A 21,126-nucleotide genomic window follows, 5' to 3' on the forward strand; every position below is an offset into this window, starting at 1 on the left:
ACCAAACAAACGCGGCCCTGCGCTCGAAGGCGCGCCTTCTGCCCGTCATCCCAAGGCGCCCACCAGCGACCGGCGCAATGGCCCGCCTCGACGGTCATGAATGACGAGTGAGACGGTCTCGAACAGGACTTCAATGGTTATGTCGTTGAAGGAAATGAGCCAGAATCTGGGATTGAGCCCCGTCCATTTGGCAGCCTCGTCGCCGCCCGCGACTTCATTGAACTCCCACGGCTGGATCGGATATCTGCATCCCGGCAGACCATCGACATTCATCGGCGTAACTTGAAGGTTGATAACGTCATCAAACCTGAGGACGACGTTGCCACCGCCGCTGCGGGGCTTCATAGCAAATGAGAGCGCTATTTCCGTCATAGAACACGAGGGGATTTGCAACTGTTCCCAATTCCGGAAAAGCCTCGGGCGGTATTGATACTTGCATGATTTGATGGCGCGCTCAACTTCGGGTAACGACGAGATCGTTCCGGTCAGCCGCCCCTTTGTCAATGCCTTCGGCCGCCCCGGTTACGGCAGCCTGAGGCGGCCTTGCCGCATCCTGCTCTTCGGCGATGTGGACGCATGGAGATTTCAGCTTGCCTTAATCCCGATGGCGGGCGAACGTCACCCGACCTGTATTTTCGCGAACTGGCATCCAACACCGATGAACAACAAGATTCTCGACACCCTGACCGGCATGTATTTCACCGTCGACGACCCGGATGGCACCTACGGCACCGGCCAGGTCATTCGCCTCGCCGCCGAAGGCATCTATTTCATCCGCTACGACGGCAACGAGGTGGAACTGCCGATGGAGTTGGTCTCGATCGGCGAGATGCTGCAGACCACCGAAGAGGACTACAAACTCTGGAGGTTCTTCGATACGACCGAGGAACGAGACAAGTGGATCGAGTGGCTGGATGCACCGTCGAAGCCAAGGGTGATCTCGCTGGTGCGACCGACGCCAAACAAGTAACGAGCGCTCAGACGCCGGGCCAATTGCTCCGAGCGCGTGCGATCGGACTTTTGCAGCCCGGTCGCCTCATGAAGACGGCCACCGGGGTTCAAGCCGATGGCCGTCGTAGATCAGGAGCGCCGCTCAATAATAGGGCGACACGCATTCCTGGCGCGGCCCGTAGTAGGGCTGGAAGGTATTGTCGTAGGCGTTGTACGAGCGGTAACGGTCGTAGCACCATTCGACATGCGCAGACGGCGCGTTGGAATAGACCCTGCGGGGTGGCTGCGCGATTGCGCCGCCGATGACCACGCCGGCCCCGAATGCGGCCAGCGGATACCACCAGCCATCGCTGTGCCGACGGTAGCCGTCACGACGGTAACGGTAGCCCTCGTAGCCATTGTAATAGCCGTAACGTGGGCCCGCATTGTAACGGTTGCCGCCGTAACGGTAGCCGTTATACCCGCGCTTGTGCGGCGGGCCGCCGTAGTGACCGGGCTTGTGGTGGACCAGCTCGACCGGTTGCGAAGCTGACTGCCCCACTGAAACGGGGGACATGGGCACGGCCTGCGCAGAGACCGCCGACAGTGCCGTAGCCGCGGCTACGAGGACTGCACCTATTCTCTTCATGACATCATCCATCAGTTTTTCGTCGGGCCATTTTCGGGAATCCGCCATGAACCTGAGATGAACGTGCGCGGCCAGCCCCGGCAGTGGGCCTTAAAGCGCAGGTAACCATGGCAAGATTTCACGTCCTCGATCACCGCCGAAATACGGCAGCTGCCGTATGTCGCTGGAGCGGTGCCGGTTCTATGTCGAGGCTCTCGCGCCTGTTGCGCGTGGCTTGAACCGAGGAGACACCCCATGAGGATCATCATTGCCGCAACGGCATCGCTCGCACTTGCGAGCGCTGCCTTCGCTGCCATTTCGCCTGTGCCCGCCGAAAAGCAGCCCGTCGCCAAGACCGTCGGAACATTGGAACTTGCCGACGGGGGCAAGAAGCACACGAACCCCACGAGTGGCAAGACCAATCAAAATCGCCAAACCGGCAAGCGGTCTTACTACGACTGACATCATGAAGGGCGGCTGCGGCCGCCCTTTATGCTTGACGGCCGTCACCAGCACGACGGGCCCGAATTCACGACAGACGAACTGCCGTCGACCGACAGCCTCTCATCCCGCCTTCGCGACAAACGCGGCCAGCAGCCCCGCCCAACCGCCTTCGGAATCGAGCGACGCACGGGCCTCTTCCGCCTTCGCCCCGTAGTTCGAGAGGTTTCGGTGCTCCAGCCGCACGGTGGTGCCGCCGTCCGTCGCAGGTTCGAACGTGACTTCCACCTCGGTCCGGAAGCCCGGATCGAAGGTCCATTCGGCATTGAGCTGCCAGGCAAAGAGGATGCGGTTCGGCGGCTCGCAGGCGAGCACCCTGCCCCACTCCTTCTCCTCGCCCGACATGCCGATCTCATACCAGCGCCCGCCGGCCCGAGGCTCGACGACAACGGTCTTCTGGCCGCTTGTGGTCAGGCTGTGGGTCTTCAGCCACCAGTCGCCCATATGGGCCGTGAAGATCTCGAAGGCGCGCTCCGCCGGAGCGCTGACGAGCACCGATTTCCGCACCGGGACCGGCTCGATCACTTGCATGTGCTGCCTCCCATTGATCGTCACAGGTCGCAAGGCCGCAGGTCGCGCTGTTATGGCCGGCTGCCATCCTCTGGACGAAACAGTTGATGGTCATCGATCATCGAGCAAGCGGCAAGCTTTCGCCAGCAGAACCGGTCGAGCCCTTTCCGCAAGCGTCAGGTCGATTGGGTCTTTGGAGCAATTACGCCTCTGGACGACAGGCCCGTTGGCTCCCAGCCCGCTTGCTGCACCGACGGCGGCGCATGCCAGTGAAGTGGGCCGATCGGCATCAGGCCGGAAGCACCACGTAGACAACAAAAAAGGCCGGGGCGAAACCGCACCGACCTTCCTCATCATCGCTCTTACACCAGTGCCAGTACATCCGTGGTCAAAAGTCTGAAGCGACGCGGCGATTGCGAGCGGCGAGAATTTTCAGCGCTCATAAGCAATACCGATGGCCGGGTGTATACGGGCCGATTGTGTTCGAAACAAGTTCGGAAATGACAAAAGCGCCGCGCATTCGAGGAACGCGCGGCGCTTGAGTGATGGCGGTGGCGGCTGCAGCTTATTGCGGCGTCAGGTCGAAGCCGAACCACTTTTCCGACAGGCGCTTGATCGTGCCATCGGCCTTGGCGGCGGCAATGGCGTCGTCGAACAGTGCCTTCAGTTCCGGGTCGGTCTTGCGCAGGCCGACGGAGCTGCCGGCGCCGAGGAAGCCGCCCTGGAAGCGCGGGCCGGTGATGACCATGTCGCTGTTGGCCGGCTTTGCGACCGTGGTCTTCAGGTAGCCCATCGAGGCCATAACGAAATCGACGCGGCCGGCGACGAGATCGAGGTCGTGCTGCTCGGTCGTCTTGTATTCGCGCACCTCGACGACGTCCTTCAGGTATTCGTCGATGAAGCGTGCCGCGATCGAGGCGGTCTGGACACCGATGGTCTTTCCTTCGATCAAGGGCTTCAATTCATCGACCGCCTTGCGCGCGCCCGCCTCGTTGGAAGCGAGCGAGAACAGTTCGCCCTTCATCGGCAGCGTTTCCAGATCGCCGCCCTTCAGCGTGGCGAAGGCCTGGCCGGTGCTGCCATAGGAAACCGAGAAGTCGATGACTTCCTTGCGCTTTTCGGTTGCCGACATGCCGGCCATGATGGCGTCGAACTTGCCGGCGTTGAGCGCCGGGATCAGGCCGTCGAAGGACTGGGCGATGACGGTGCACTCGACCTTCATGTGGTCGCAGAGAATCTTGCTGAGCTCGATCTCATAGCCGTCGAGTGTGCCGTCCGCCTTGGTCAGGTTATAGGGCGGAAAGGCGCCTTCGGTGGCAATCGTGACCTTCGTCCACTTCTTGTCCTCGGCCTGAGCCGGCATGGACATCAGCCCCGCGGCAACGGCAAGCGCCGAAGCCATGATTGCGGTCGTCTTCTTCATTACAGCATTCCCCTTTTTGTGGATGTTGATTGGTGGTTTCGTAGCGATTGCCCAGCCGCAGCCGGCGCAATCAACTCTTGATGAACTGGCGGAAGCGTTCGGACTTCGAACGGGTGAAGACCTCGTGCGGCGGCCCCTCCTCCTCGATCGTGCCCTTGTGCACGAACACGACGCGGCTCGAGACATCGCGGGCAAAGCCCATCTCGTGGGTCACGACCAGCATGGTGCGCCCCTCCTCGGCAAGGCCACGCATGACGCGCAGCACCTCGCCGACGAGCTCCGGATCGAGTGCCGAGGTCGGCTCGTCAAACAGCATCGCCTTTGGCCGCATGGCAAGCGCCCGGGCGATCGCGGCGCGCTGCTGCTGGCCGCCGGAGAGATGCGAGGGATAGTGGTTGCGCTTGTCGGCGATGCCGACCTTGGCAAGCAGCGCCTCGGCCTCCTCGATCGCCTCTGTGCGCGGACGCTTCAGCACATGCACCGGCGCCTCGATGACGTTTTCGAGCACGGTCTTGTGGGACCAGAGATTGAAGCTCTGGAACACCATGCCGAGTTCGGAGCGAATGCGGTCCACCTGCCTTTGGTCGGCCGGGCGGCTGCGCCCATCGCTTGAGCTCTTCAGCCGGATCGCCTCGCCGGCGACCTCGATCGTGCCCGAATTCGGCACTTCCAGCATGTTGATGCAGCGAAGCAGCGTCGACTTGCCGGAGCCCGAGGATCCGAGAATGGAAATCACCTCGCCCTCGCGCGCATCGAGCGACACGCCTTTGAGCACCTCGACTGGGCCGAAGCTCTTGTGAAGATCGTGCACGCGGATGGCAACCGGTGCGGTGAAGGCAGCGGACATGTTCAATGGGCTTCTCCCTTGAGTTGGGCAGAGATCGCCAGCGGCGCGCGCAGTTGCGGGTTCAGCCTGTGTTCGGCGAAAGCGACAAGCCGGGTCAGTGCGAAATTGATGGCGAGATAGATGAACCCCGCGACGACGAAGACCTCGATCACCCGGTAGCTCTCCGAAATCAGCTTGGCAGCAACGCCGGTGATCTCCATCAGCGTGATGATCGAGGCGAGCGAGGTCGCCTTGACCATGGAGATCATCTCGTTGCCATAACCGGGCAGCGCCTGGCGAAGGGCCTGCGGCATGACGATGCGACGGAAGATCATGAAGCGTCCCATGCCGCAGGCCCTTGCTGCCTCGACCTGGCCGTGCGGCACCGAGATGAGCCCGCCGCGGATGATCTCGCTGGCATAGGCGGCCGTGTTCAGCATCAGCGCCAGCACCGCGCACCAGTAGGGCTCCCTGAGGAGCGGCCAGAAAATGCTGTGGCGCACGGCCGGAAACTGGCTGAGACCGTAATAGATCAGGAAGATCTGCACGAGCAGCGGCGTTCCGCGGAACAGGAACACGTAAGTGCGGGCAAAGAGATCGAGCGCGAGAATGCCCGACAGACGCGCAAGCGCCAGCCCGAGAGCCAGGACCGAACCCAGCGCAATCGACGTCGCGGCGAGCTCCAGCGTCAGCGGCAGCGCCGCAAGCAGGCTCCAGAAGGTTTCAAGCGCGAATTTGATATCCATCAGCCCCTCCTGACGCCGCGCGAGAACCGGCGCTCCGTGGCCTGAAGAACGAGGCCCGAGACCGTGGAAATGGCGAGATAGATCATTGCCGCGATGAAGAAGAAGTCGAACGGACGGCTGGTCGATCCGGCGCCGATCTGCGCCTGGCGCAAGAGTTCGACGACGCCCGTAACCGAGACCAGCGCCGATTCCTTCAGCACCACCTGCCAGACATTGCCGAGCCCCGGTAGCGCATAGCGCAGTGTCAGCGGCGCGGTGATGCGGCGGAACTTGAGGAGCCGCCCCATGCCGCAGGCGGTCGCCGCCTCGAGTTCGCCCGGATGCACGGCGCGAAAGGCGCCGCGATAGACCTCGGTCTGCTGGGCGCCCGAGGTGATGCCGACCGCAAGCGCACCGGCAATGAAGCCCGGGAAGCTGACGAACCCCTCCGCGCCAAACAATTGGCCGATCGCGGTCACCACGGCGCTGCCGCCGAAATAGAAGAGGTAGATGACCAATAGGTCAGGGATGCCGCGAAGGACGGTGGTATAGGTCTCGGCGCACCTGCGCACGATCGGGCCGCCGGAGATCTTCGCCCAGGCACCGAAGGTGCCGATGACGCCGCCGATCACAAAACCTGCGATCGCGATCAGGATCGTCATCCACGCGCCGGCCGCAAGCGCCGGCCCCCAGCCGTCCGCCCCGAAGCTGATGATGTCAAGGAAACCGGGCTCAGTCATCGCAGCGCCTCCCTTCGCTCGTCGATCGATGACTTAACCATGGCTCACCCCGGGGATCGGCGGGTCGACATCGTCAGGGATGGGATTGACGAAGGGCGTGCCCTCCAGCCTTGCCGCATGGTCGGCCTTGGCGGCGGCAATCAGCGCCGGATCGAGGATCAGTTCGACCGCGGTGCTCGCCATCACCTTGGCCGCATGCTCCATGCCCTTGTGGGCGGCCGGCAGCTTGCCCTGCGCGACCAGCTGCCAGGAATGACCGGGCGTGCCGATCGCGTAGGTGGCGCCACGCATCTGCACCGTCGGCACCACCCAGCTGACCGTCCCGACATCGGTGGAGCCGACCAGCGTTCCGGCGCCGTTCTCGGGCGGGAAAATCGTGTCGCAGAGCGCGACGCCCCGGCGCAGTTTCAGGCCAAACCGCTCGAAAGCAGACGCGATGTCCTCGCCGGTAAAGGTCTCCTGGAACTTTGCCGCCATGTTGCGGTCGTCCGCATCGAACGCGGGCGGCCCCAAGTGCTCGAGCTGGCGATGCATCAGCGCCTCGAGCGGCGTGTTGCCGACAAGGTTGGCGTCGCCGCTGACGATCTCGTCCGTGACCGTTGTTCCTGTCATCAGCGCTGCGCCCTTCGCCACGCTGCGGACCCGTTCGACGAGGTCCAGCAGTTCCGGCAGGCTGCGGGCGCGAACAAGATAGCGCGCCTTCGCCCGTGCCTGGACCACGTTCGGCGCATTGCCGCCCGTGTCCGTCACTGCATAGTGGATGCGGGCCGAAGACGGCATGTGCTCACGCAGATAGTTGACCCCGACATTCATCAGTTCAAGCGCATCGAGCGCGCTGCGGCCGAGATGGGGTGCGGCCGACGCATGCGACGCCCGGCCGCTGAAGCGGAAGTCGAGCTCGTTGCAGGCGAGCGAAATCGGGTTGTTGACGCCGGCAAAGGGTGCCGGATGCCAGGAGATCGCGATATCGACATCGTCGAACACGCCGGCGCGCACCATGAAGCCCTTGGACGAGCCGCCCTCTTCCGCCGGGCAGCCGTAATAGCGGACCCGCCCCTTGATGCCGTTCAAGGCGAGATAGTCCTTGACGGCGGTCGCCGCCATCATCGAGCCGGCACCGAGCAGATTGTGCCCGCAGCCATGGCCGTTGCCGCCTTCGGTGAGCGGCCGCTCCTCGGCAACACCCGCCGCCTGGCTCAGCCCCGGCAGCGCGTCGAACTCGCCGAGGATGGCGATCACCGGCCCGCCCTCGCCCGCCTCGCCCATCACTGCCGTCGGCATGCCGGCGATGCCGCGCGACACGCGAAAGCCCTCGGCCTCCAGCAGACGCGCATGCTCGGCCGACGAGGAAAACTCCTCATAGTTGGTTTCGGGCGTATCCCAGACCCGATCGCTGAGCACGAAAAACCGCTCGCGCTTGGCTTCGAGGAGATCCCAGACGGCATCGGCATTTTTCATCGTTTACTAACTTCCGCAACAATAGTAACCAGAATTGGCGCCAATTTATGATGTCATTTTTGGATACACAAGAGGGTCATGAAACATTTCGGCCGATGTGCACAACAGCGAAACGCGGACAAGGAAAGCCACTCTCACGCATTGAATTGTCCGGGACAGCATCATAGTTTCTCCAAAAATGGAGCCAATTTCGCTGCGGCAGGCGACGTGCGAGACGCGCTGGCGACGTGCGAGACGCGCCGGCGACGTGCAAGACGCGCCGGCGACGTGAGCCACGCGGCAGACATAGTGCGACAAGAGAGTGTATGGCAGGAATGAGCGACGATCTGACGGAAATGCTGGCGCCCGAGGAAAAGCCCGAGGAGCGGAAGGATGTCACCGATCTCCTGCTGCACGACATCCTGACCGGGACCTTGCCGGCCGGCACCTGGCTGAAGCAGATCGACCTGGAGCGCCGCTACGATTGCACCCGGCCCGAAGTGCGGCGCGCGCTCGACCGGCTGTCGCAGAAACGCCTGGTGCAGCACAATCCCAACCGCGGCTACCAGGTCTATGAGCTCGACGACCAGCGCACGCGCGAGATCAGCGACATCCGCGTGATCCTTGAGACCGGCATCGCCGACCGGATGATCGCCAACGTGACACCGGAATCCGTCAGGGAGTTGCGCAACCTCGCCAAGGCCTTCGACGAGATGTCGTTTCGCGGCTCGATCATGGAGCACTACGACGCCAACCTCGCCTTCCACCGCGCCCTGCTGATGCTGGCCGGCAACACCGAGCTCGTGAACATCATCGCCGAAATCCGCCAGCGGACGGCCTCGGCCCCGGTCTCGCAATGGCGCACCCGCGCCCGCATCGAGCAGTCGGCCCGCGAACATCATCTGATGGTCGATGCGCTGGAGGCTCGCGACCTCGAAGAACTGAAGCGCCTGATCGAGGTCCACATCCGCCAGGCGCCGATCAAGGCGTGAGGCCCGGGCCTCTCGGCGCTTTGCCGGTCAGGTGGCTACGCAGGGCCGAGGACAGCGCAAGGACCGTAACTTTGCGCCACTTGCAGTCATGCCGTACTGCCGTTGTTTGATGGTCTGTTGCGAGCGACGTAATTATGGATTTGCCGGCTGCGCTGATTGCCGAGGATCGCTGAGTTTTTGAGATGATGCAGACGTTGGCCGGCAGGACAATAGAGGAATTTCGCAGACGCGCGTTCTACATGGATGGAGAACTGCTGGCTGAACATGTCCTGCTGTTTTTCAAGATCGAGGGCTCTTGGTACTCCATTTCGTTTTCCGATGGCGACATGACGTTTCGGCGAGAACAGGAAGAGCCGCAACTGAGTGAACGCGATGGCTTTGACAAGGATTTTTCCTACCCGGTTTTCGCCGTAGATCTGCTCAGCAAATATGCGGGCAGAGAAATACGTTCTACCTCTCTCTATGTCGCTAAGATCCCCACCAGGGATTTACTCGGAATCTATGTATCCTACGGCGACAACGGGTTCAGCTTTCTCGATGAAGCGAATGGCGACTATTGCTATCTTCAGGATGGTGCGCTCGATACGACTGATGACCGCTTTGAACTCCTGAACCGGGATCTCTACCTGGAGATCTGAGGCGATATCAGTGTCCGCTTCGCTGGCGTTCGACGGGCGCCTCGCCAACGCGACATTGTCAGTCAAGATAAAGGGAATGGTCGGCGGCAGCGTCGGGATGGCGACCAGCAGGAAGATGGCGAAAGCCGCCTTCAAGTCGCGGCCCGTGACGGCCTTGTGCCTTGGATCGTGGCCGAGCGCCCTCACCCTTAAGAGCAGCGCCTCGGCTTCCTTGGGCAGGGATATCCGGCACACGTCGTCCGCTAGGTTATCGAATAACCTCTCGCGGGCAGCGACGGCGATCATGTCGGCCGTCATGCTGCCCCCGGTTGGACGTCACCGGACGCTTCACTCGGCCGCGAACTTCACCGTCACGCCGCGCTGGCGAAAATATGCCTGCATCAGCTTCCGGCCAGAACGGTTGTTCTGCACGAGCCTCGCCGGGTCGAATACAGCTTCCTTCAAACCCGCCCGCGTCAACGCTGCCTTGAGGGTCGCAATATGCACGTCGATGTCGGCATTGTCCGCCTGCAGCGATTCATAAATGCGGTTGGTTGCCTCTGCTACGGTCGGTTCGCTCACGATGACACTCCTGTTGCTGTGTGGCTGGCGCTCGCCACATTCATCGGCCTGACCCTATTGTGAAGAAAAATGCCGACGTCAATGGGTGGCGATGGATTGCAGCACCGCGTCCGCTTTCGAAACTGCGGCACGGAAGCAGACCAGCAACCAGGTCCTTTCGATCGAGACGGCACGGCCGCTTCTCTCCGGAAGCATTGATCTCCTCGGCCCTTCTCAGGCCTGCTCAAGCTCGAGAATGTTCCCCTCGGGGTCGCGTGCATAAGCAATGAGATACGGCTGATCCTTCGTCCCGAAGTCCGTGATGTCGCCAATCTGGCGCCCACCTGCCTGAACGATCTCTGACAGCACAGCGCGAATATCGTCCATCTGGAATGACAGGTGCCCAAAGCCAGGCTCGTTCACCCTTGGCTGGCCCCGATCATGCACGACCTTGTGCTCATGAATTTCCAGGAAGGGTCGGTCGAGTGCGGGAAATTTGAGCCAGATCGAGTAAATCTCGCAGTTCTCAATCCCGTTGCCTCTCCCCACTTTTTCTCCGGACAACATCCTGGGTTCCCGAAGGGGTTCGCATTTCAAGACGTTCACGTAAAACGCGGCGAGCGCTTCCGCCTCGCGGGCGACCAAGTTGATGTGAGCAAGCTTCATGCAGCTATCCTGGTGAGGCAGCAAACTTAGGGATCGGCAAGGAAATCGAAAGAAATTCTGAAAAGCAAGCAAACTCAGGCACTTCGAAATATGTGGGTCAAAAAACCGGCGTCTGGCAACGTTATTCTTTTCCCTCAGATTGTCCCACGCTGACACAGCCCGCAGGGCATGCGAGGCGGCTTCGTAACTGTTACAACATTGCCTAATTTTAGCATTCTGTAATTCTCTTCGTTTCACCGGAGGAGAAGCGACATGCTAAGACTTGGAACGCTATTTCTTGCCACCTTGAGCTTGACGGCAACTTCTGGTTTCAATGCCAATGCGCAGGAAACCACGGGTGAATTGGGTTCGCCCAGCGCAACAACGACGATCGACGGTCGATATCTGCCGAACCCGCCGGCCGCCTTCGGCGGAGAAATCAATCTCGACGCGAAAACCTCAAGACCCTATTGGCCACCACGGATTGTCCCCCGAAAGGGCGCCCCGAACATCCTTCTGATCATGACCGATGACGCTGGATACGGCGTTGCGGGCACTTTCGGAGGCGTTATCCCCACGCCGGCACTCGACCGAGTTGCAAACGCGGGGTTGCGCTTTACGCAGTTCCATTCCACCGCGCTCTGCTCGCCGTCCCGCGCCGCACTTATCACCGGCCGCAATCACCATTCAGCGGGTTTCGGGGTCATCTCCGAGCAGGCAACCGGCTATCCCGGCTATGACTCGATCATCGGCATAGAGAACGCTACGATCGGCGAGATCCTGAAGCAGAACGGCTACGCCACGTCCTGGTTCGGAAAGAACCACAACACGCCCGCTTTTCAGTACAGCGCCGCTGGCCCGTTCGATCAATGGCCGACGGGGATGGGCTTCGACTATTTCTATGGTTTCATGGGTGGCGATAGCAATCAATGGGAGCCGTACCTGTTCCAGAACACGACCCAGATTTTCCCCTGGGTCGGTAAGCCCGGCTACAATCTCATAACGGACGCGGCCGACAACGCCATTGATCATATAAAGCAGCTAAACGCAGCAGCACCTGACAAGCCGTTCTTCGTTTACTACGTGCCCGGTGCCACTCATGCCCCCCACCATCCGACCAAGGAGTGGATCGACAAGTTCAAGGGCAAGTTTGACATGGGGTGGAACGAGCTGCGTGAACAGATTTTCGCCAATCAGAAAAAACTCGGCGTCATTCCCGCCAACACGCAGCTAACGGAATGGCCAGATAGCCTGCCGAAATGGGATTCGCTTGACGCAGAAAGCAAGAAGCTGTTTGCGCACCAGGCCGAAGTATTTGCCGCCTACGTTGCTTACTCGGACCATGAGATCGGGCGGGTTATCCAGGCCGTCGATGATCTGGGAAAGCTCGATAATACCCTTGTCATCTACATTGAAGGTGACAACGGAACCAGCGCCGAAGGAAGCGCGCTTGGAACCCCAAACGAACTGATCACGATCGAAGGCATGCAGATGCCGGTCGCAGAGCAGATGAAATTCTATGATAAATGGGGCTCCAACCAAACCTATCCGCATATGTCGGTTGCCTGGTCATGGGCGTTTGACACCCCGTTCAAGTGGACGAAGCAGGTTGCCTCACACTTCGGCGGTACGCGCCAGGGCATGGCGATGTCCTGGCCAGCACGGATCAAGGAAGCCGGTGGAATTCGCACTCAGTTCCACCACATGATCGATATCGTACCTACGATCCTCGAAGCAACAGGCATAACGGCCCCGGTGATGGTCGATGGTGTTGCCCAAAAGCCGATCGAAGGCGTCAGCATGGTCTACAGCTGGGACAACGCTCAAGCTCCATCTGCCCGCAAGACCCAATACTTCGAAATGTTCGGCAATCGCGGCATCTACAGCGACGGATGGTATGCCTGCACGACACCGCCCGCAGCGCCGTGGTTGATGGGCACGACAGCGATGCCCGACGTCGTCGACGGCTATAAGTGGGAGCTGTACAATCTCACGGAGGACTATTCCCAGAACAACGACCTTGCCGCAAAAATGCCCGAGAAGCTGCACCAGATGCAGGAATTGTTTCTTATGGAAGCGGCGAAGTACGACGTCTTCCCATTGGACAACTCGATCCTGGAACGTCTTGCCACGGCACGGCCGAGCGCCACCGCCGGACGGAAGGAGTTCAGCTACACCGGCGTGATGCCAGGTATTCCGACAAGCAATGCACCCAGCGTCATCAACAAGTCCTACACGATCACCGCAGAGGTCACCGTTCCTGAAAACGGCGGCGAAGGTATGCTCGTCACCACCGGGGGACGCTTCGGTGGATACGGGTTCTATCTCCTCAAGGGCAAACCCGTATTTCTGTACAACTTCGTCAATATGGAGCGCTTCCGTTGGGAGGGGCAGGACACCCTTTCATCCGGCAAGCACACGCTGGTGTTCGATTTCAAATCTGACGGACCCGGCATGGGCAAGGGCGGCACTGGCGTCCTGACGGTGGACGGCAAGGAAGTCGCGAACGCGAAAATACCACACACGATCCCGGCGCTCATGCCTTGGGATGAGACTTTCGATGTGGGCGTCGATACTCGCACAGGTGTAGAAGAAACTGATTATCAGGTCCCGTTCGCCTTTAACGGTGAAATCGCAAAGCTTACCGTCAATCTGCAGCCGTAGACCCTGATTTGCGGGCTTTGGGGATTTGCGTCCCAGAGCCCGCAGTTTCAGACCGCAGACTTTGCCATGCTGTATGAGGACCCGGAGGTCGACCGACGGGGATCTTTAGGCAGGCTTGGACACACACGCGAAGTCGTTCCGGCCCCTCAATCCGACGCCATCGACCGGCGGTGCGGACCCCTGAGTTGGAACGCCGGTTGCGATTGACCCGAGCGCGGCCTGAAGCGAAGGCTAACCGCCAAACAGGATCGTCACCGCCACCAGCACCGCGCCGATCGCGGTCATCGCAAAGGCCATAGGCCAGGGGCTGCGGCCCATATATTGCCCAAGGCGCGCGCCGACGACGAAGAGCATGACGAGCGCGATCCCGTTGGAGACGCGCATCGCCAGGGCGACATTGTCGATCAAGAGGAAGGGAATGCTGGGCGGCAGCGTCGAGGTGACGACGAGCAGGAAGATGGCGAGAGCCGCTTTCAGGTCATGCCCGGTGACCGCCCTGTGCCTGGGATCGGAGGCAAGCGCCCTCACCCTGAGAAGCAGCGCCTCGGTCTCCTTTGGCGAAGACACGCGGCCCACGTCGTCCGGCAGGCTTTCCAGGAACATTTCGCGGGCGCGATCGATCGGCTCGCGCCGAAGAGCGTCAAGAAAGCCGCGGCGGCGCACCCTCTCGACCGCCGTCGTCAGCACATACATGACGCCATCGACGATGCCCCAGGCGATGTTGCAGCCGAGAGCGGCAACGAGCACAGCATTGACCCCACCTTCGCTGCCCGTGACGGTGCTCATCGTTCCCGTGAAGGAAAGCGCCATCAGCAGCCCGAAGATGATCTCCGAGAGACGGTCGATCGGATCGAGAACGGAACGCGGACGGTCGCTCAAGGTTGTTCGCCCCGCGAGAAGAACCGAAGGGTGGCAGGCAGGGGGCGGACGGCGGCGAACCGCATGCGGCCTCCCTATTGCATCTGCAGGTCCGCGAAAGCGTCACGCACGTGGTCGGCGACCGCCAGCACCGGCGCCGGCGCGTCCGTGATCACCTGCAGGCCGATATTGTAGTGGCCGAGATCCGGCAAGCCGTCGCGTTCGCCGAGTTGCACCATCTCACCCTGCACGAGGTAACGCGGCAGCGGCGCGATCGCGAGGCCGGCGAGAACGGCGGCGCGCTGGCCGGTCGTATAGGCGCTCAGGAAAGCGATGCGGAACTTGCGGCCGGCGCGCGACAGCTTCTCCACCGCATCGGCACGCCAGACGCAGCCATCCTCCCACATCGATACCGGCAGCGGGTCCTTCAGATGCGCGTTGCCACACTTGGCGCCGGCCCAGACCAGCTTCTCCTGCATCAGGATTTCGCCGTTTCTCGGGGTTCCCGCGGTGAGGCTGTTGAAGATGGCAATGTCGAGCCGGTGCTCGTCGACCTTCTTGCGCATGGCGTTGCTCATGCCGATCGAAACGTCGATCGTCACGTTCGGATAGGACTCGGCAAAACGCTTCAGCACTTCGGGCAGGATGCGTTCGCCCACGTCCTCGGGCGCACCGACGCGAACGACACCATTCATATCCGGCAGCAGGAAGCGCGAGACCGTTTCGTTGTTGAGCGACAGCAGCCGGCGGGCATAGCCAAGCAGCAACTCCCCCTTCGGCGTCAGCGTTACCGAACGCGCATCGCGCAGGAAGAGCGTGCAGCCGAGCATCTCCTCGAGCTTCTTGATCTGCATCGAGACGGCAGAGGGTGTGCGGTAGACGGTTTCGGCCGCGGTGGTGAAATTTCCGGTCTCTGCAATGGCCACAAAGGTCTTCAGCACGTCCATTTCAAGAAGCGGAAGCGCGTGGCGCATCATCATGTTCATGGCGACAACCTCATTCAAAAAAACTGAAAGAATGCTTCACTTCATTTCGTTTGATTGAACATCAGCGATGACCGATAGTCAAGCTCAAGGACGAGAAAGGAAGGAGAAGCCCATGTCCACCGCCGCGCTTTTTATCGCCGCTTCGAAGAGTTCCCTCTGTAACAGCCCCGTGTCGCCGGTAGTGGTACAAATTGAGCATCGAAGGAGCAACGACATGGTCCTCAACGCCCTTACCCAAATGATCGCCGTGCTTGACGGTGTTGCCAGGCAGCGACGCGAAAAACAGATCGCGCGAAACCGGGTGGAAGCCCGCCGCGAACTCGCCAGACTGCCGAAGAGAGTCCGTGACGATGTGATGTTTGCGGACCCGCTAATCAATCACCATGTTTGATGGAAAGCATCAAACATATTCGTTGGAATGATAGATCAGGTTGCGGCATAAGTACCATCGTGGTCGCGACCTGCTGAGACACTCAGAAGGAGCCATGAAATGTCCAACACTCAGTTTTCATCGGCCTCGGAACGGGCATCCTCCCACTCGTCCCTCCCGGGTCTCTTCAATCTGCAGGTTCGTGCCTGGGCAGCGTGGAAGCGCCATCGCCAGGAACGGGCACTGGAAAACCTGTCCTATGACACCCTGAAGGACATCGGCTTCCCGTCGGTGGACGATGCGGTGCATAAGACCGAACAATGAACGACGGCGTGACCTGCCTCTTCTGAGCGTCACGTTGCGGATCGATCGAAGGGCATCGCCGAGGAGGCGGTGCCTTTTTTCTTTGCGCTCGAACGTGCCGTCTCGCAATCCGAAACGCAAAGCGGCCTAAGTCAGGAACTGAGCGAGAAACGACGGCCGGCTGAGGAAGCAGCCGGCGACAAGCCCCACGAACCCGAGCGCCAACGCCCCCACGATGCCGTGGCCCACCCACCCGGCGTGGGCACCGATGGCGGTTGCTGCGATGATGACCGAAACCGTCCACAGGACTTTCACCAGCGAGGCCATGCGCCCCAGAATTGTTGGCTGATTCTGCCCCACGCAAAGTACCCTTCCAAAGAGACTGCCGCTTCGCATGTAATGTCGAAAGCACACGCCGCCAATGGTGTGTGATCATCGGCCGATTTGGCTCGCACCTTTCCTCGCTGTGCCGTGAATCAGACTAGCCGGTGATCGCAAGAGGTTCACTTGTCTCTTACCGACACCCGCGCCAGCCGTCTGAGCGTCGCAATCGGGAAACACAACCCTGGCGGGTTCTTTGTGATTGTTGCGTATCTCTGGCGGTTCTTGTCAGATAACGTCAATGGCCCCGGCAAAACTGTCGCTTTCCTTACAAAAGCCTCAAAGGCCGGCCGAACCGCCTTTTGCCGCGCGATGTCGCAATGCGAAATCCCTTTGCGGTCGCTGCTTTCCATGCGAATGTCGCAAACAGACAAGCCGAAGAGTATCTTCCAAGCGACGAATATACCCGCATCGCCAAGCATGGGAAGCCTCATGAACAAGCCACTGACCAAAAAGCGTTCTCTCGTCTTCTTCCTGGTGCCGAACTTTTCCATGCTGCCGTTTTCGGCCGCGATCGAAACGCTCCGCATCGCCAACCGCATGCTCGGCTACGAGGCCTACAGTTGGCGCCTCGCTTCGTCGGACGGCGAAAAGGTTTTCTCTTCCAGCGGCATCGCACTCGAGGTCAACTCGTCGCTGACCGACGAACGCAAATTCCTCGGCGGCGAAAACCGTCCGTCGATGGTGCTGGTCTGTTCCGGCATCTATGTCGAGGATTTCAACAACAAGTCGGTCAATGCGTGGCTGCGCGAAGTTTATAACCGCGGCGTCGCCGTCGGCAGCCTCTGTACCGGCGCCCATGTGCTGGCGTCTGCCGGCCTTTTGACGGGCAAGCGCTGCGCCATCCACTGGGAAAACCTGCCGGGCTTCTCCGAAAGCTTCCCGCAGGTCGACGTCTATGCCGACCTCTACGAAATCGACAGCAACATCTACACCTGCGCCGGCGGCACCGCCTCGCTCGACATGATGCTGAACCTGATCGACCAAGATTTTGGCGAGAACCTCGTCAACCGTGTCTGCGAACAGGCGCTGACCGACCGGGTTCGCGGGCCCCATGACCGCCAGCGCCTGCCGCTGCGCGCCCGCCTCGGCGTGCAGAACGCCAAGGTGCTGTCGATCATCGAACTGATGGAGGCCAACCTCGCTGAGCCGCTTTCGCTGCTCGAAATCGCCGAAGGCGCCGATCTGTCGCGCCGCCAGATCGAACGGTTGTTCCGCCAGGAAATGGGCCGGTCGCCCGCCCGCTACTATCTGGAGATCCGTCTCGACCGCGCCCGCCATCTGCTCATCCAGTCGTCGATGCCGGTCGTCGAAGTGGCGGTTGCCTGCGGCTTCGTCTCCGCCTCGCATTTCTCCAAGTGTTATCGCGAACTCTACAACCGCTCGCCGCAGCAGGAGCGCGCCGACCGCAAGCTGACGCTGCAGATGGCGCGGTAAAGAGCAAGAGAGCGACAACGGAAGGGCGGGGTTTCTCCGCCCTTTTTTTTCTAGCGGTCGCTATTGGAACAGCGCCTGTTCCTCTTCTTCATCTTCGGGCTTGAACCGAGCATCCAGGCTCCACGCCTCCGTGCGACATGCGGTCAAGCCCGGGGATGACGGAGCCGGGTGATGGCGCCTTCACCCCGTTGCACGCACCGCCATTTTCGGTTGAATGGTCGCCGTTTCAGCAGCTTGGAGCAATGCGTCTATGGCACCGGTCGAAATCAATCCCGCCAATGTCCGCGAATTCAGGGATTTCCAGAGCTTTTACGACTGGCTCAGCGCCCATCATCAAAGCGAAAACGAAGTCTGGATCAAGACCCACAAGGTAAACTCCGGCCTCGCCTCGATCACGCCGAAGGAGGCGATCGATGTGGTGCTCTGCTGGGGCTGGATCGACGGCGTGCGCAAGGGGCTCAACGACAAGAGCTTCCTGCAGCGTTATTCGCCGCGCGGCAAGAAGAGCATCTGGAGCCAGATCAACGTCGACAACGTCGCACGGCTGATTGCCGAAGGCCGCATGACCGAGCACGGTCTGCGCCAGGTTGAAGCGGCCAAGGCCGACGGACGCTGGGACCGGGCATATGCCAGCGGCAAGGACATGAAGATCCCCGACGACCTGCAGGCCGCGATCGATGCCGAACCCGCGGCCCGCGAAATGCTGGGCAAGCTCAGCGCCCAGAACCGCTTTGCGCTCGCCTTCCGCACCCACAACATGAAGACCGAGGCCGGCCGCAAGAAGAAGATCGCGACCTTCGTCGAGATGCTGAAACGCGGCGAGACGATCTACCCGCAAGTGCGGAAATAGACCGGGCGCCCGCGCCGCATCCGCATCACTGGCCGGCGCGACCGAAGCGCTGGACCGCACCTGCCATATTGCGAATGACCGGTGGGCCGAACCGGTTGTTGCCCTCTTCGCCCGCAAGGAAACCCAGCATGACGAGGCCCAACAGCGGCCCGACGACCGGAACGAAAAGCGCAAGGTTCCACCATCCGGAACGACCATGGTCGTGCCAGCGCTTGGTGTTGACGGTGAAGCTGAAATAGAGGTTTGCGATGAGGATGACGAAAACAAGCAAATGCATGAGGCTGAAGCCCGCCGCATAGTTATCGACGCCAGAAAGCGCCAACAGCGCCGCTCCGGCAAACACCGCAGCCGCCGTCGCAATCCAGACAACGATCTGCGCCAACCACCAGGTCTGGCGCCCGATGCGGCCATCAAAACTCGTAAACGTCTGCGAATTCATGTCGTCCCCTCCCCATCCGCCTGCCCGCTTCCAAGCGCGCCCGCGCTGAGCGGCCGTCATCGTCATATAGAAGGTCCGTTAATAAACGGGTAGATGTCATGATGTCAGAAAGCGCCTCATGGTTGTGCCAACAAGTTGCCTTTGACCTGACCGTCTTGATAGTCGTCGGAGGCGGGGCAAAGCTCGCTTGCCGCGCCCTCCGCTCACGAACGAGCCAGACCCTAACCGTTGAAGGCCCGCTCCAGTGCAGCTATGTCGGGCTTGATCATGCCGAGCATCGCCTCCGTCGCGCGCTTGGCGCGCGCGCGATCCGAATGGGCGACCATGTCGCCGAGGACCCGCGGCGCGATCTGCCAGCAGAGGCCCCAGCGATCCCGGATCCAGCCGCATTGCTCGGGCTCGCCGCCGCTATCGAGGATCGCACTCCACAGCCGGTCGATCTCCTCCTGGCTGTCGCACTGGATCATGATCGAGAAGGCGTGGTTGAACGGATCGAGGGGGCCGGCTTCGAGCGCCATGAACTGCTGATTGCCAAGCATGAACTCGATGATCGTCACGCTGTCGGGCGGCCCGCTCGGGCTTTCGGCCGGAAGCGTGCTGATGCGGGTGATTGCCGAGTTGGGAACGAGGGAAATATAGAAGTCGACGGCCTCGCGCGCCTCCTTCGCAAACCAGAGATTTGAAACGACAGTCGTCATGCGTCGGCTCCTTCTTCATACCGCTTGATCATGTGTGGCAACCGAAGGACGTTCGACTCCGTTCCAAGTCGACACGTGGCGCATCTTTTTCGGAAGGCGAACCTGCGGCTCGGGCCCGGGAGCTTACGAGGCCAGCGCGTCGAGCAGGGCCAGTTCCGAGATCACCCGGTTCCGGCCGGCGTGTTTGGCCATATAGAGGAACTGATCTGCGGCGTGCAGGTAGTTCTCGAAGGACTCGGAGCTTTCGATGGTGGCAAGGCCGATCGAGACGGTGATCGTCAGTTCCTCGTCGTCGGCGACGATGCGCGATTTCGCCAGTTCGAGCCTCAGTGCATCGCAGAAGGCAAAGGCGCGGCGGACATCGCAGCCGTTGAAGAGGATGCCGAATTCCTCGCCGCCGAGCCGGGCAAGCAGGTGCTCTTCGCCCACCAGCACCGAAAGCCGCTTGGCGACGTGTTTCAGCACGATGTCGCCGATCTCGTGACCATAGGTGTCGTTGAGCCGCTTGAAATGATCGATGTCGAGCACGGCGATCGCCGTCGGCTCGCCGCGCCTCAGGCACTGGTCCACCAGGCGCGGACCGGCGAGGAAGAAGTGACGACGATTGTAGAGATCGGTGAGATAGTCGCTTGCCGCCTGGCGCTGCAGGGTCTGAAGGCGCTTCTGCACGCCGGCGGCCTGCGCGATGCGGCCGTTGAACTCGGCTTCGAGGAAAGGTTTCTGGATGAAATCGGTGCCGCCCGCCTCCAGGAAACGGGCGCCGGCCCTTCGATCGCCGCTGTCGGAAAGCCCGATGACCGGCAGTGCGCCGTCGCCCTGCCGGCGCTCCACTTCGGCAAGCAGAGCGGCACCGGTCATGTCGGTGAGATCGAGATCGGTGACGACGAGATCGACCGCCTCGCCGCAGTCGAGCACCTGCAGCGCATCGGCAGCCGACGCGACTTCGCAGACGGAAATCCGCTGCCTTCTGAGGATCCCGGCAAGCTCGTTGCGCGAGGCGGCATCGGAATCGGCAAGCAGCACCGTCGTCTTGCCATTGGTGAGCGCGCGGTCGACGGCGCCGATCAACAGATTGATCGATTCCGGCTGATGCTTGATGACGCAATCGAGCACGCCCCGTCCGAGGATTTCTTCGCGCGTCTGGTCGTTGAAGGCCGCGGTGAAGACGACGGCCGGTACCTGGTGGTCGAGGACGAATTCGAGCGCCTCACAATTGGGCGCATCCGGCAGGTTGAGGTCGAGCACGGCGAGCGAGAAGCTTTCCGGCGCCTGTTCCAGCGTCTCCCGGAGCGCGGCGAGCGAGTTGCAATGGGTGACGCGGATGCCGTGGACGGACTCGAGTCCGTATTTCAGCGCCGTCGCGAACATCCGGGAATCTTCGACAAGGAGCATGCGCTTGTCGCTGTGTTTTTGCACAGAATTCACCCGGCCTGGCGTGCGGCGCAATCTCACGTCCCTGCAACCCCTCTCGAGCCGCAGGCGTGCTTCCCTCAAAGGGGTGACGCTGGCTCCGAAAAATATGAATGAACCCTGCCACTGACCGCGCCGACCTATTGGCCGGCGTGGTCTGGTGTGACCGGGCTCCCCGCTCCTGCTGGGGCGGAT

The 21,126-nt window shown here is 61.2% G+C and carries 26 protein-coding genes; 8 read left to right on the top strand and 18 right to left on the bottom strand.

The window, feature by feature from the left end; translation table 11 throughout:
* Positions 1-45: 45 nt before the first annotated feature.
* Positions 46-504 (bottom strand): hypothetical protein, encoded by a 459-nt coding sequence (locus PWG15_RS09460; protein WP_275024166.1) that lies wholly within the window; start codon positions 502-504, stop codon positions 46-48.
* 154 nt (positions 505-658) lie between these two features.
* On the opposite strand from PWG15_RS09460, the gene PWG15_RS09465 reads away from it, so the two are divergent.
* Positions 659-970, top strand: a complete 312-nt coding sequence (locus tag PWG15_RS09465; protein ID WP_275024167.1) for a hypothetical protein — start codon at positions 659-661, stop codon at positions 968-970.
* Between the two features lie 123 nt (positions 971-1,093).
* Here PWG15_RS09465 and PWG15_RS09470 read toward each other — a convergent pair whose 3' ends face one another.
* The gene (locus tag PWG15_RS09470; RefSeq protein WP_275024168.1) at positions 1,094-1,579 is read right to left on the bottom strand and encodes a BA14K family protein; all 486 of its coding nucleotides are present in this window, start codon (positions 1,577-1,579) and stop codon (positions 1,094-1,096) included.
* Positions 1,580-1,813: 234 nt separating this feature from the next.
* Between PWG15_RS09470 and PWG15_RS09475 the strand changes: the two genes are divergently transcribed.
* Positions 1,814-2,020, top strand: a complete 207-nt coding sequence (locus PWG15_RS09475; RefSeq protein WP_275024169.1) for a hypothetical protein — start codon at positions 1,814-1,816, stop codon at positions 2,018-2,020.
* A gap of 102 nt (positions 2,021-2,122) precedes the next feature.
* On the opposite strand, the gene PWG15_RS09480 is transcribed toward PWG15_RS09475, so the two are convergent.
* From PWG15_RS09480 to PWG15_RS09505, 6 genes are all read right to left on the bottom strand, one after another.
* Positions 2,123-2,590, bottom strand: coding sequence for an SRPBCC family protein (locus tag PWG15_RS09480; protein WP_275024170.1), 468 nt, complete (start codon positions 2,588-2,590; stop codon positions 2,123-2,125).
* Between the two features lie 544 nt (positions 2,591-3,134).
* Entirely contained in the window at positions 3,135-3,992 is an 858-nt protein-coding gene (locus PWG15_RS09485; RefSeq protein ID WP_275024171.1) for a transporter substrate-binding domain-containing protein, read from the bottom strand.
* A 70-nt stretch (positions 3,993-4,062) separates the two neighbouring features.
* Positions 4,063-4,839 carry an ABC transporter ATP-binding protein gene (locus PWG15_RS09490; protein WP_275024388.1) on the bottom strand — a complete coding sequence of 259 codons (777 nt, stop codon included), beginning with the start codon at positions 4,837-4,839 and terminating at the stop codon, positions 4,063-4,065.
* Between the two features lie 2 nt (positions 4,840-4,841).
* Positions 4,842-5,564 (bottom strand): ABC transporter permease, encoded by a 723-nt coding sequence (locus PWG15_RS09495; RefSeq protein ID WP_275024172.1) that lies wholly within the window; start codon positions 5,562-5,564, stop codon positions 4,842-4,844.
* Complete coding sequence (locus PWG15_RS09500) at positions 5,564-6,283, bottom strand: ABC transporter permease (RefSeq protein ID WP_275024173.1); 720 nt, start codon at positions 6,281-6,283, stop codon at positions 5,564-5,566. The genes PWG15_RS09495 and PWG15_RS09500 overlap by 1 nt, the downstream gene beginning before the upstream one ends.
* A gap of 33 nt (positions 6,284-6,316) precedes the next feature.
* A complete protein-coding gene (locus tag PWG15_RS09505; protein WP_275024174.1) occupies positions 6,317-7,741 on the bottom strand; it encodes a M20 family metallopeptidase in 1,425 nt (474 codons plus the stop codon).
* Between the two features lie 314 nt (positions 7,742-8,055).
* On the opposite strand from PWG15_RS09505, the gene PWG15_RS09510 reads away from it, so the two are divergent.
* Positions 8,056-8,712, top strand: coding sequence for a GntR family transcriptional regulator (locus PWG15_RS09510; protein ID WP_275024389.1), 657 nt, complete (start codon positions 8,056-8,058; stop codon positions 8,710-8,712).
* A gap of 488 nt (positions 8,713-9,200) precedes the next feature.
* Here the strand turns inward: PWG15_RS09510 and PWG15_RS09515 are convergent, their stop codons facing one another.
* The 3 genes from PWG15_RS09515 to PWG15_RS09525 form a co-directional block, all read right to left on the bottom strand.
* Positions 9,201-9,647: a hypothetical protein gene (locus PWG15_RS09515; protein WP_275024175.1), complete on the bottom strand. Its 447-nt coding sequence runs from the start codon at positions 9,645-9,647 to the stop codon at positions 9,201-9,203.
* A gap of 30 nt (positions 9,648-9,677) precedes the next feature.
* A complete protein-coding gene (locus tag PWG15_RS09520; protein ID WP_275024390.1) occupies positions 9,678-9,914 on the bottom strand; it encodes a hypothetical protein in 237 nt (78 codons plus the stop codon).
* Positions 9,915-10,124: 210 nt separating this feature from the next.
* The gene (locus PWG15_RS09525; RefSeq protein ID WP_275024176.1) at positions 10,125-10,556 is read right to left on the bottom strand and encodes a VOC family protein; all 432 of its coding nucleotides are present in this window, start codon (positions 10,554-10,556) and stop codon (positions 10,125-10,127) included.
* Positions 10,557-10,808: 252 nt separating this feature from the next.
* On the opposite strand from PWG15_RS09525, the gene PWG15_RS09530 reads away from it, so the two are divergent.
* Positions 10,809-13,199, top strand: coding sequence for an arylsulfatase (locus PWG15_RS09530; RefSeq protein WP_275024177.1), 2,391 nt, complete (start codon positions 10,809-10,811; stop codon positions 13,197-13,199).
* A 231-nt stretch (positions 13,200-13,430) separates the two neighbouring features.
* Here PWG15_RS09530 and PWG15_RS09535 read toward each other — a convergent pair whose 3' ends face one another.
* Both PWG15_RS09535 and PWG15_RS09540 read right to left on the bottom strand, forming a co-directional pair.
* Positions 13,431-14,078 carry a VIT1/CCC1 transporter family protein gene (locus PWG15_RS09535; protein WP_275024178.1) on the bottom strand — a complete coding sequence of 216 codons (648 nt, stop codon included), beginning with the start codon at positions 14,076-14,078 and terminating at the stop codon, positions 13,431-13,433.
* A gap of 74 nt (positions 14,079-14,152) precedes the next feature.
* Entirely contained in the window at positions 14,153-15,043 is an 891-nt protein-coding gene (locus PWG15_RS09540) for a LysR substrate-binding domain-containing protein (protein WP_275024179.1), read from the bottom strand.
* A 112-nt stretch (positions 15,044-15,155) separates the two neighbouring features.
* Between PWG15_RS09540 and PWG15_RS09545 the strand changes: the two genes are divergently transcribed.
* Positions 15,156-15,434, top strand: coding sequence for a hypothetical protein (locus PWG15_RS09545; protein WP_275024180.1), 279 nt, complete (start codon positions 15,156-15,158; stop codon positions 15,432-15,434).
* Positions 15,435-15,533: 99 nt separating this feature from the next.
* On the top strand, positions 15,534-15,737 hold the full coding sequence (locus tag PWG15_RS09550) for a hypothetical protein (protein ID WP_275024181.1): 204 nt from the start codon (positions 15,534-15,536) through the stop codon (positions 15,735-15,737).
* Between the two features lie 126 nt (positions 15,738-15,863).
* Here the strand turns inward: PWG15_RS09550 and PWG15_RS09555 are convergent, their stop codons facing one another.
* Positions 15,864-16,076: a hypothetical protein gene (locus tag PWG15_RS09555; protein WP_275024182.1), complete on the bottom strand. Its 213-nt coding sequence runs from the start codon at positions 16,074-16,076 to the stop codon at positions 15,864-15,866.
* Between the two features lie 143 nt (positions 16,077-16,219).
* Positions 16,220-16,519 (bottom strand): hypothetical protein, encoded by a 300-nt coding sequence (locus PWG15_RS09560; RefSeq protein WP_275024183.1) that lies wholly within the window; start codon positions 16,517-16,519, stop codon positions 16,220-16,222.
* Between the two features lie 10 nt (positions 16,520-16,529).
* Between PWG15_RS09560 and PWG15_RS09565 the strand changes: the two genes are divergently transcribed.
* Complete coding sequence (locus PWG15_RS09565) at positions 16,530-17,534, top strand: GlxA family transcriptional regulator (protein ID WP_275024184.1); 1,005 nt, start codon at positions 16,530-16,532, stop codon at positions 17,532-17,534.
* A 250-nt stretch (positions 17,535-17,784) separates the two neighbouring features.
* Positions 17,785-18,384, top strand: a complete 600-nt coding sequence (locus PWG15_RS09570) for a YdeI/OmpD-associated family protein (RefSeq protein WP_275024185.1) — start codon at positions 17,785-17,787, stop codon at positions 18,382-18,384.
* 25 nt (positions 18,385-18,409) lie between these two features.
* On the opposite strand, the gene PWG15_RS09575 is transcribed toward PWG15_RS09570, so the two are convergent.
* The 3 genes from PWG15_RS09575 to PWG15_RS09585 form a co-directional block, all read right to left on the bottom strand.
* Complete coding sequence (locus PWG15_RS09575; RefSeq protein WP_275024186.1) at positions 18,410-18,823, bottom strand: DUF805 domain-containing protein; 414 nt, start codon at positions 18,821-18,823, stop codon at positions 18,410-18,412.
* 221 nt (positions 18,824-19,044) lie between these two features.
* Positions 19,045-19,521 carry a VOC family protein gene (locus tag PWG15_RS09580; protein ID WP_275024187.1) on the bottom strand — a complete coding sequence of 159 codons (477 nt, stop codon included), beginning with the start codon at positions 19,519-19,521 and terminating at the stop codon, positions 19,045-19,047.
* A gap of 123 nt (positions 19,522-19,644) precedes the next feature.
* Positions 19,645-20,913 carry a GGDEF domain-containing protein gene (locus PWG15_RS09585; protein ID WP_275024188.1) on the bottom strand — a complete coding sequence of 423 codons (1,269 nt, stop codon included), beginning with the start codon at positions 20,911-20,913 and terminating at the stop codon, positions 19,645-19,647.
* Between the last annotated feature and the right edge of the window lie 213 nt (positions 20,914-21,126).

Source organism: Ensifer adhaerens (assembly GCF_028993555.1).
Lineage (GTDB): Bacteria > Pseudomonadota > Alphaproteobacteria > Rhizobiales > Rhizobiaceae > Ensifer > Ensifer adhaerens_I.

What these genes read in the sequence shown, in the direction of transcription:
- PWG15_RS09465 (WP_275024167.1), top strand. Translation starts at nt 659, where the DNA reads ATGAACAACAAGATTCTCGACACCCTGACCGGCATGTATTTCACCGTC.
- PWG15_RS09470 (WP_275024168.1), bottom strand. Translation starts at nt 1,579, where the DNA reads ATGAAGAGAATAGGTGCAGTCCTCGTAGCCGCGGCTACGGCACTGTCG.
- PWG15_RS09475 (WP_275024169.1), top strand. Translation starts at nt 1,814, where the DNA reads ATGAGGATCATCATTGCCGCAACGGCATCGCTCGCACTTGCGAGCGCT.
- PWG15_RS09480 (WP_275024170.1), bottom strand. Translation starts at nt 2,590, where the DNA reads ATGCAAGTGATCGAGCCGGTCCCGGTGCGGAAATCGGTGCTCGTCAGC.
- PWG15_RS09485 (WP_275024171.1), bottom strand. Translation starts at nt 3,992, where the DNA reads ATGAAGAAGACGACCGCAATCATGGCTTCGGCGCTTGCCGTTGCCGCG.
- PWG15_RS09490 (WP_275024388.1), bottom strand. Translation starts at nt 4,839, where the DNA reads ATGTCCGCTGCCTTCACCGCACCGGTTGCCATCCGCGTGCACGATCTT.
- PWG15_RS09495 (WP_275024172.1), bottom strand. Translation starts at nt 5,564, where the DNA reads ATGGATATCAAATTCGCGCTTGAAACCTTCTGGAGCCTGCTTGCGGCG.
- PWG15_RS09500 (WP_275024173.1), bottom strand. Translation starts at nt 6,283, where the DNA reads ATGACTGAGCCCGGTTTCCTTGACATCATCAGCTTCGGGGCGGACGGC.
- PWG15_RS09505 (WP_275024174.1), bottom strand. Translation starts at nt 7,741, where the DNA reads ATGAAAAATGCCGATGCCGTCTGGGATCTCCTCGAAGCCAAGCGCGAG.
- PWG15_RS09510 (WP_275024389.1), top strand. Translation starts at nt 8,056, where the DNA reads ATGAGCGACGATCTGACGGAAATGCTGGCGCCCGAGGAAAAGCCCGAG.
- PWG15_RS09515 (WP_275024175.1), bottom strand. Translation starts at nt 9,647, where the DNA reads ATGACGGCCGACATGATCGCCGTCGCTGCCCGCGAGAGGTTATTCGAT.
- PWG15_RS09525 (WP_275024176.1), bottom strand. Translation starts at nt 10,556, where the DNA reads ATGAAGCTTGCTCACATCAACTTGGTCGCCCGCGAGGCGGAAGCGCTC.
- PWG15_RS09530 (WP_275024177.1), top strand. Translation starts at nt 10,809, where the DNA reads ATGCTAAGACTTGGAACGCTATTTCTTGCCACCTTGAGCTTGACGGCA.
- PWG15_RS09540 (WP_275024179.1), bottom strand. Translation starts at nt 15,043, where the DNA reads ATGAACATGATGATGCGCCACGCGCTTCCGCTTCTTGAAATGGACGTG.
- PWG15_RS09545 (WP_275024180.1), top strand. Translation starts at nt 15,156, where the DNA reads ATGTCCACCGCCGCGCTTTTTATCGCCGCTTCGAAGAGTTCCCTCTGT.
- PWG15_RS09550 (WP_275024181.1), top strand. Translation starts at nt 15,534, where the DNA reads ATGTCCAACACTCAGTTTTCATCGGCCTCGGAACGGGCATCCTCCCAC.
- PWG15_RS09560 (WP_275024183.1), bottom strand. Translation starts at nt 16,519, where the DNA reads ATGCTTGGCGATGCGGGTATATTCGTCGCTTGGAAGATACTCTTCGGC.
- PWG15_RS09565 (WP_275024184.1), top strand. Translation starts at nt 16,530, where the DNA reads ATGAACAAGCCACTGACCAAAAAGCGTTCTCTCGTCTTCTTCCTGGTG.
- PWG15_RS09570 (WP_275024185.1), top strand. Translation starts at nt 17,785, where the DNA reads ATGGCACCGGTCGAAATCAATCCCGCCAATGTCCGCGAATTCAGGGAT.
- PWG15_RS09575 (WP_275024186.1), bottom strand. Translation starts at nt 18,823, where the DNA reads ATGAATTCGCAGACGTTTACGAGTTTTGATGGCCGCATCGGGCGCCAG.
- PWG15_RS09580 (WP_275024187.1), bottom strand. Translation starts at nt 19,521, where the DNA reads ATGACGACTGTCGTTTCAAATCTCTGGTTTGCGAAGGAGGCGCGCGAG.
- PWG15_RS09585 (WP_275024188.1), bottom strand. Translation starts at nt 20,913, where the DNA reads ATGCTCCTTGTCGAAGATTCCCGGATGTTCGCGACGGCGCTGAAATAC.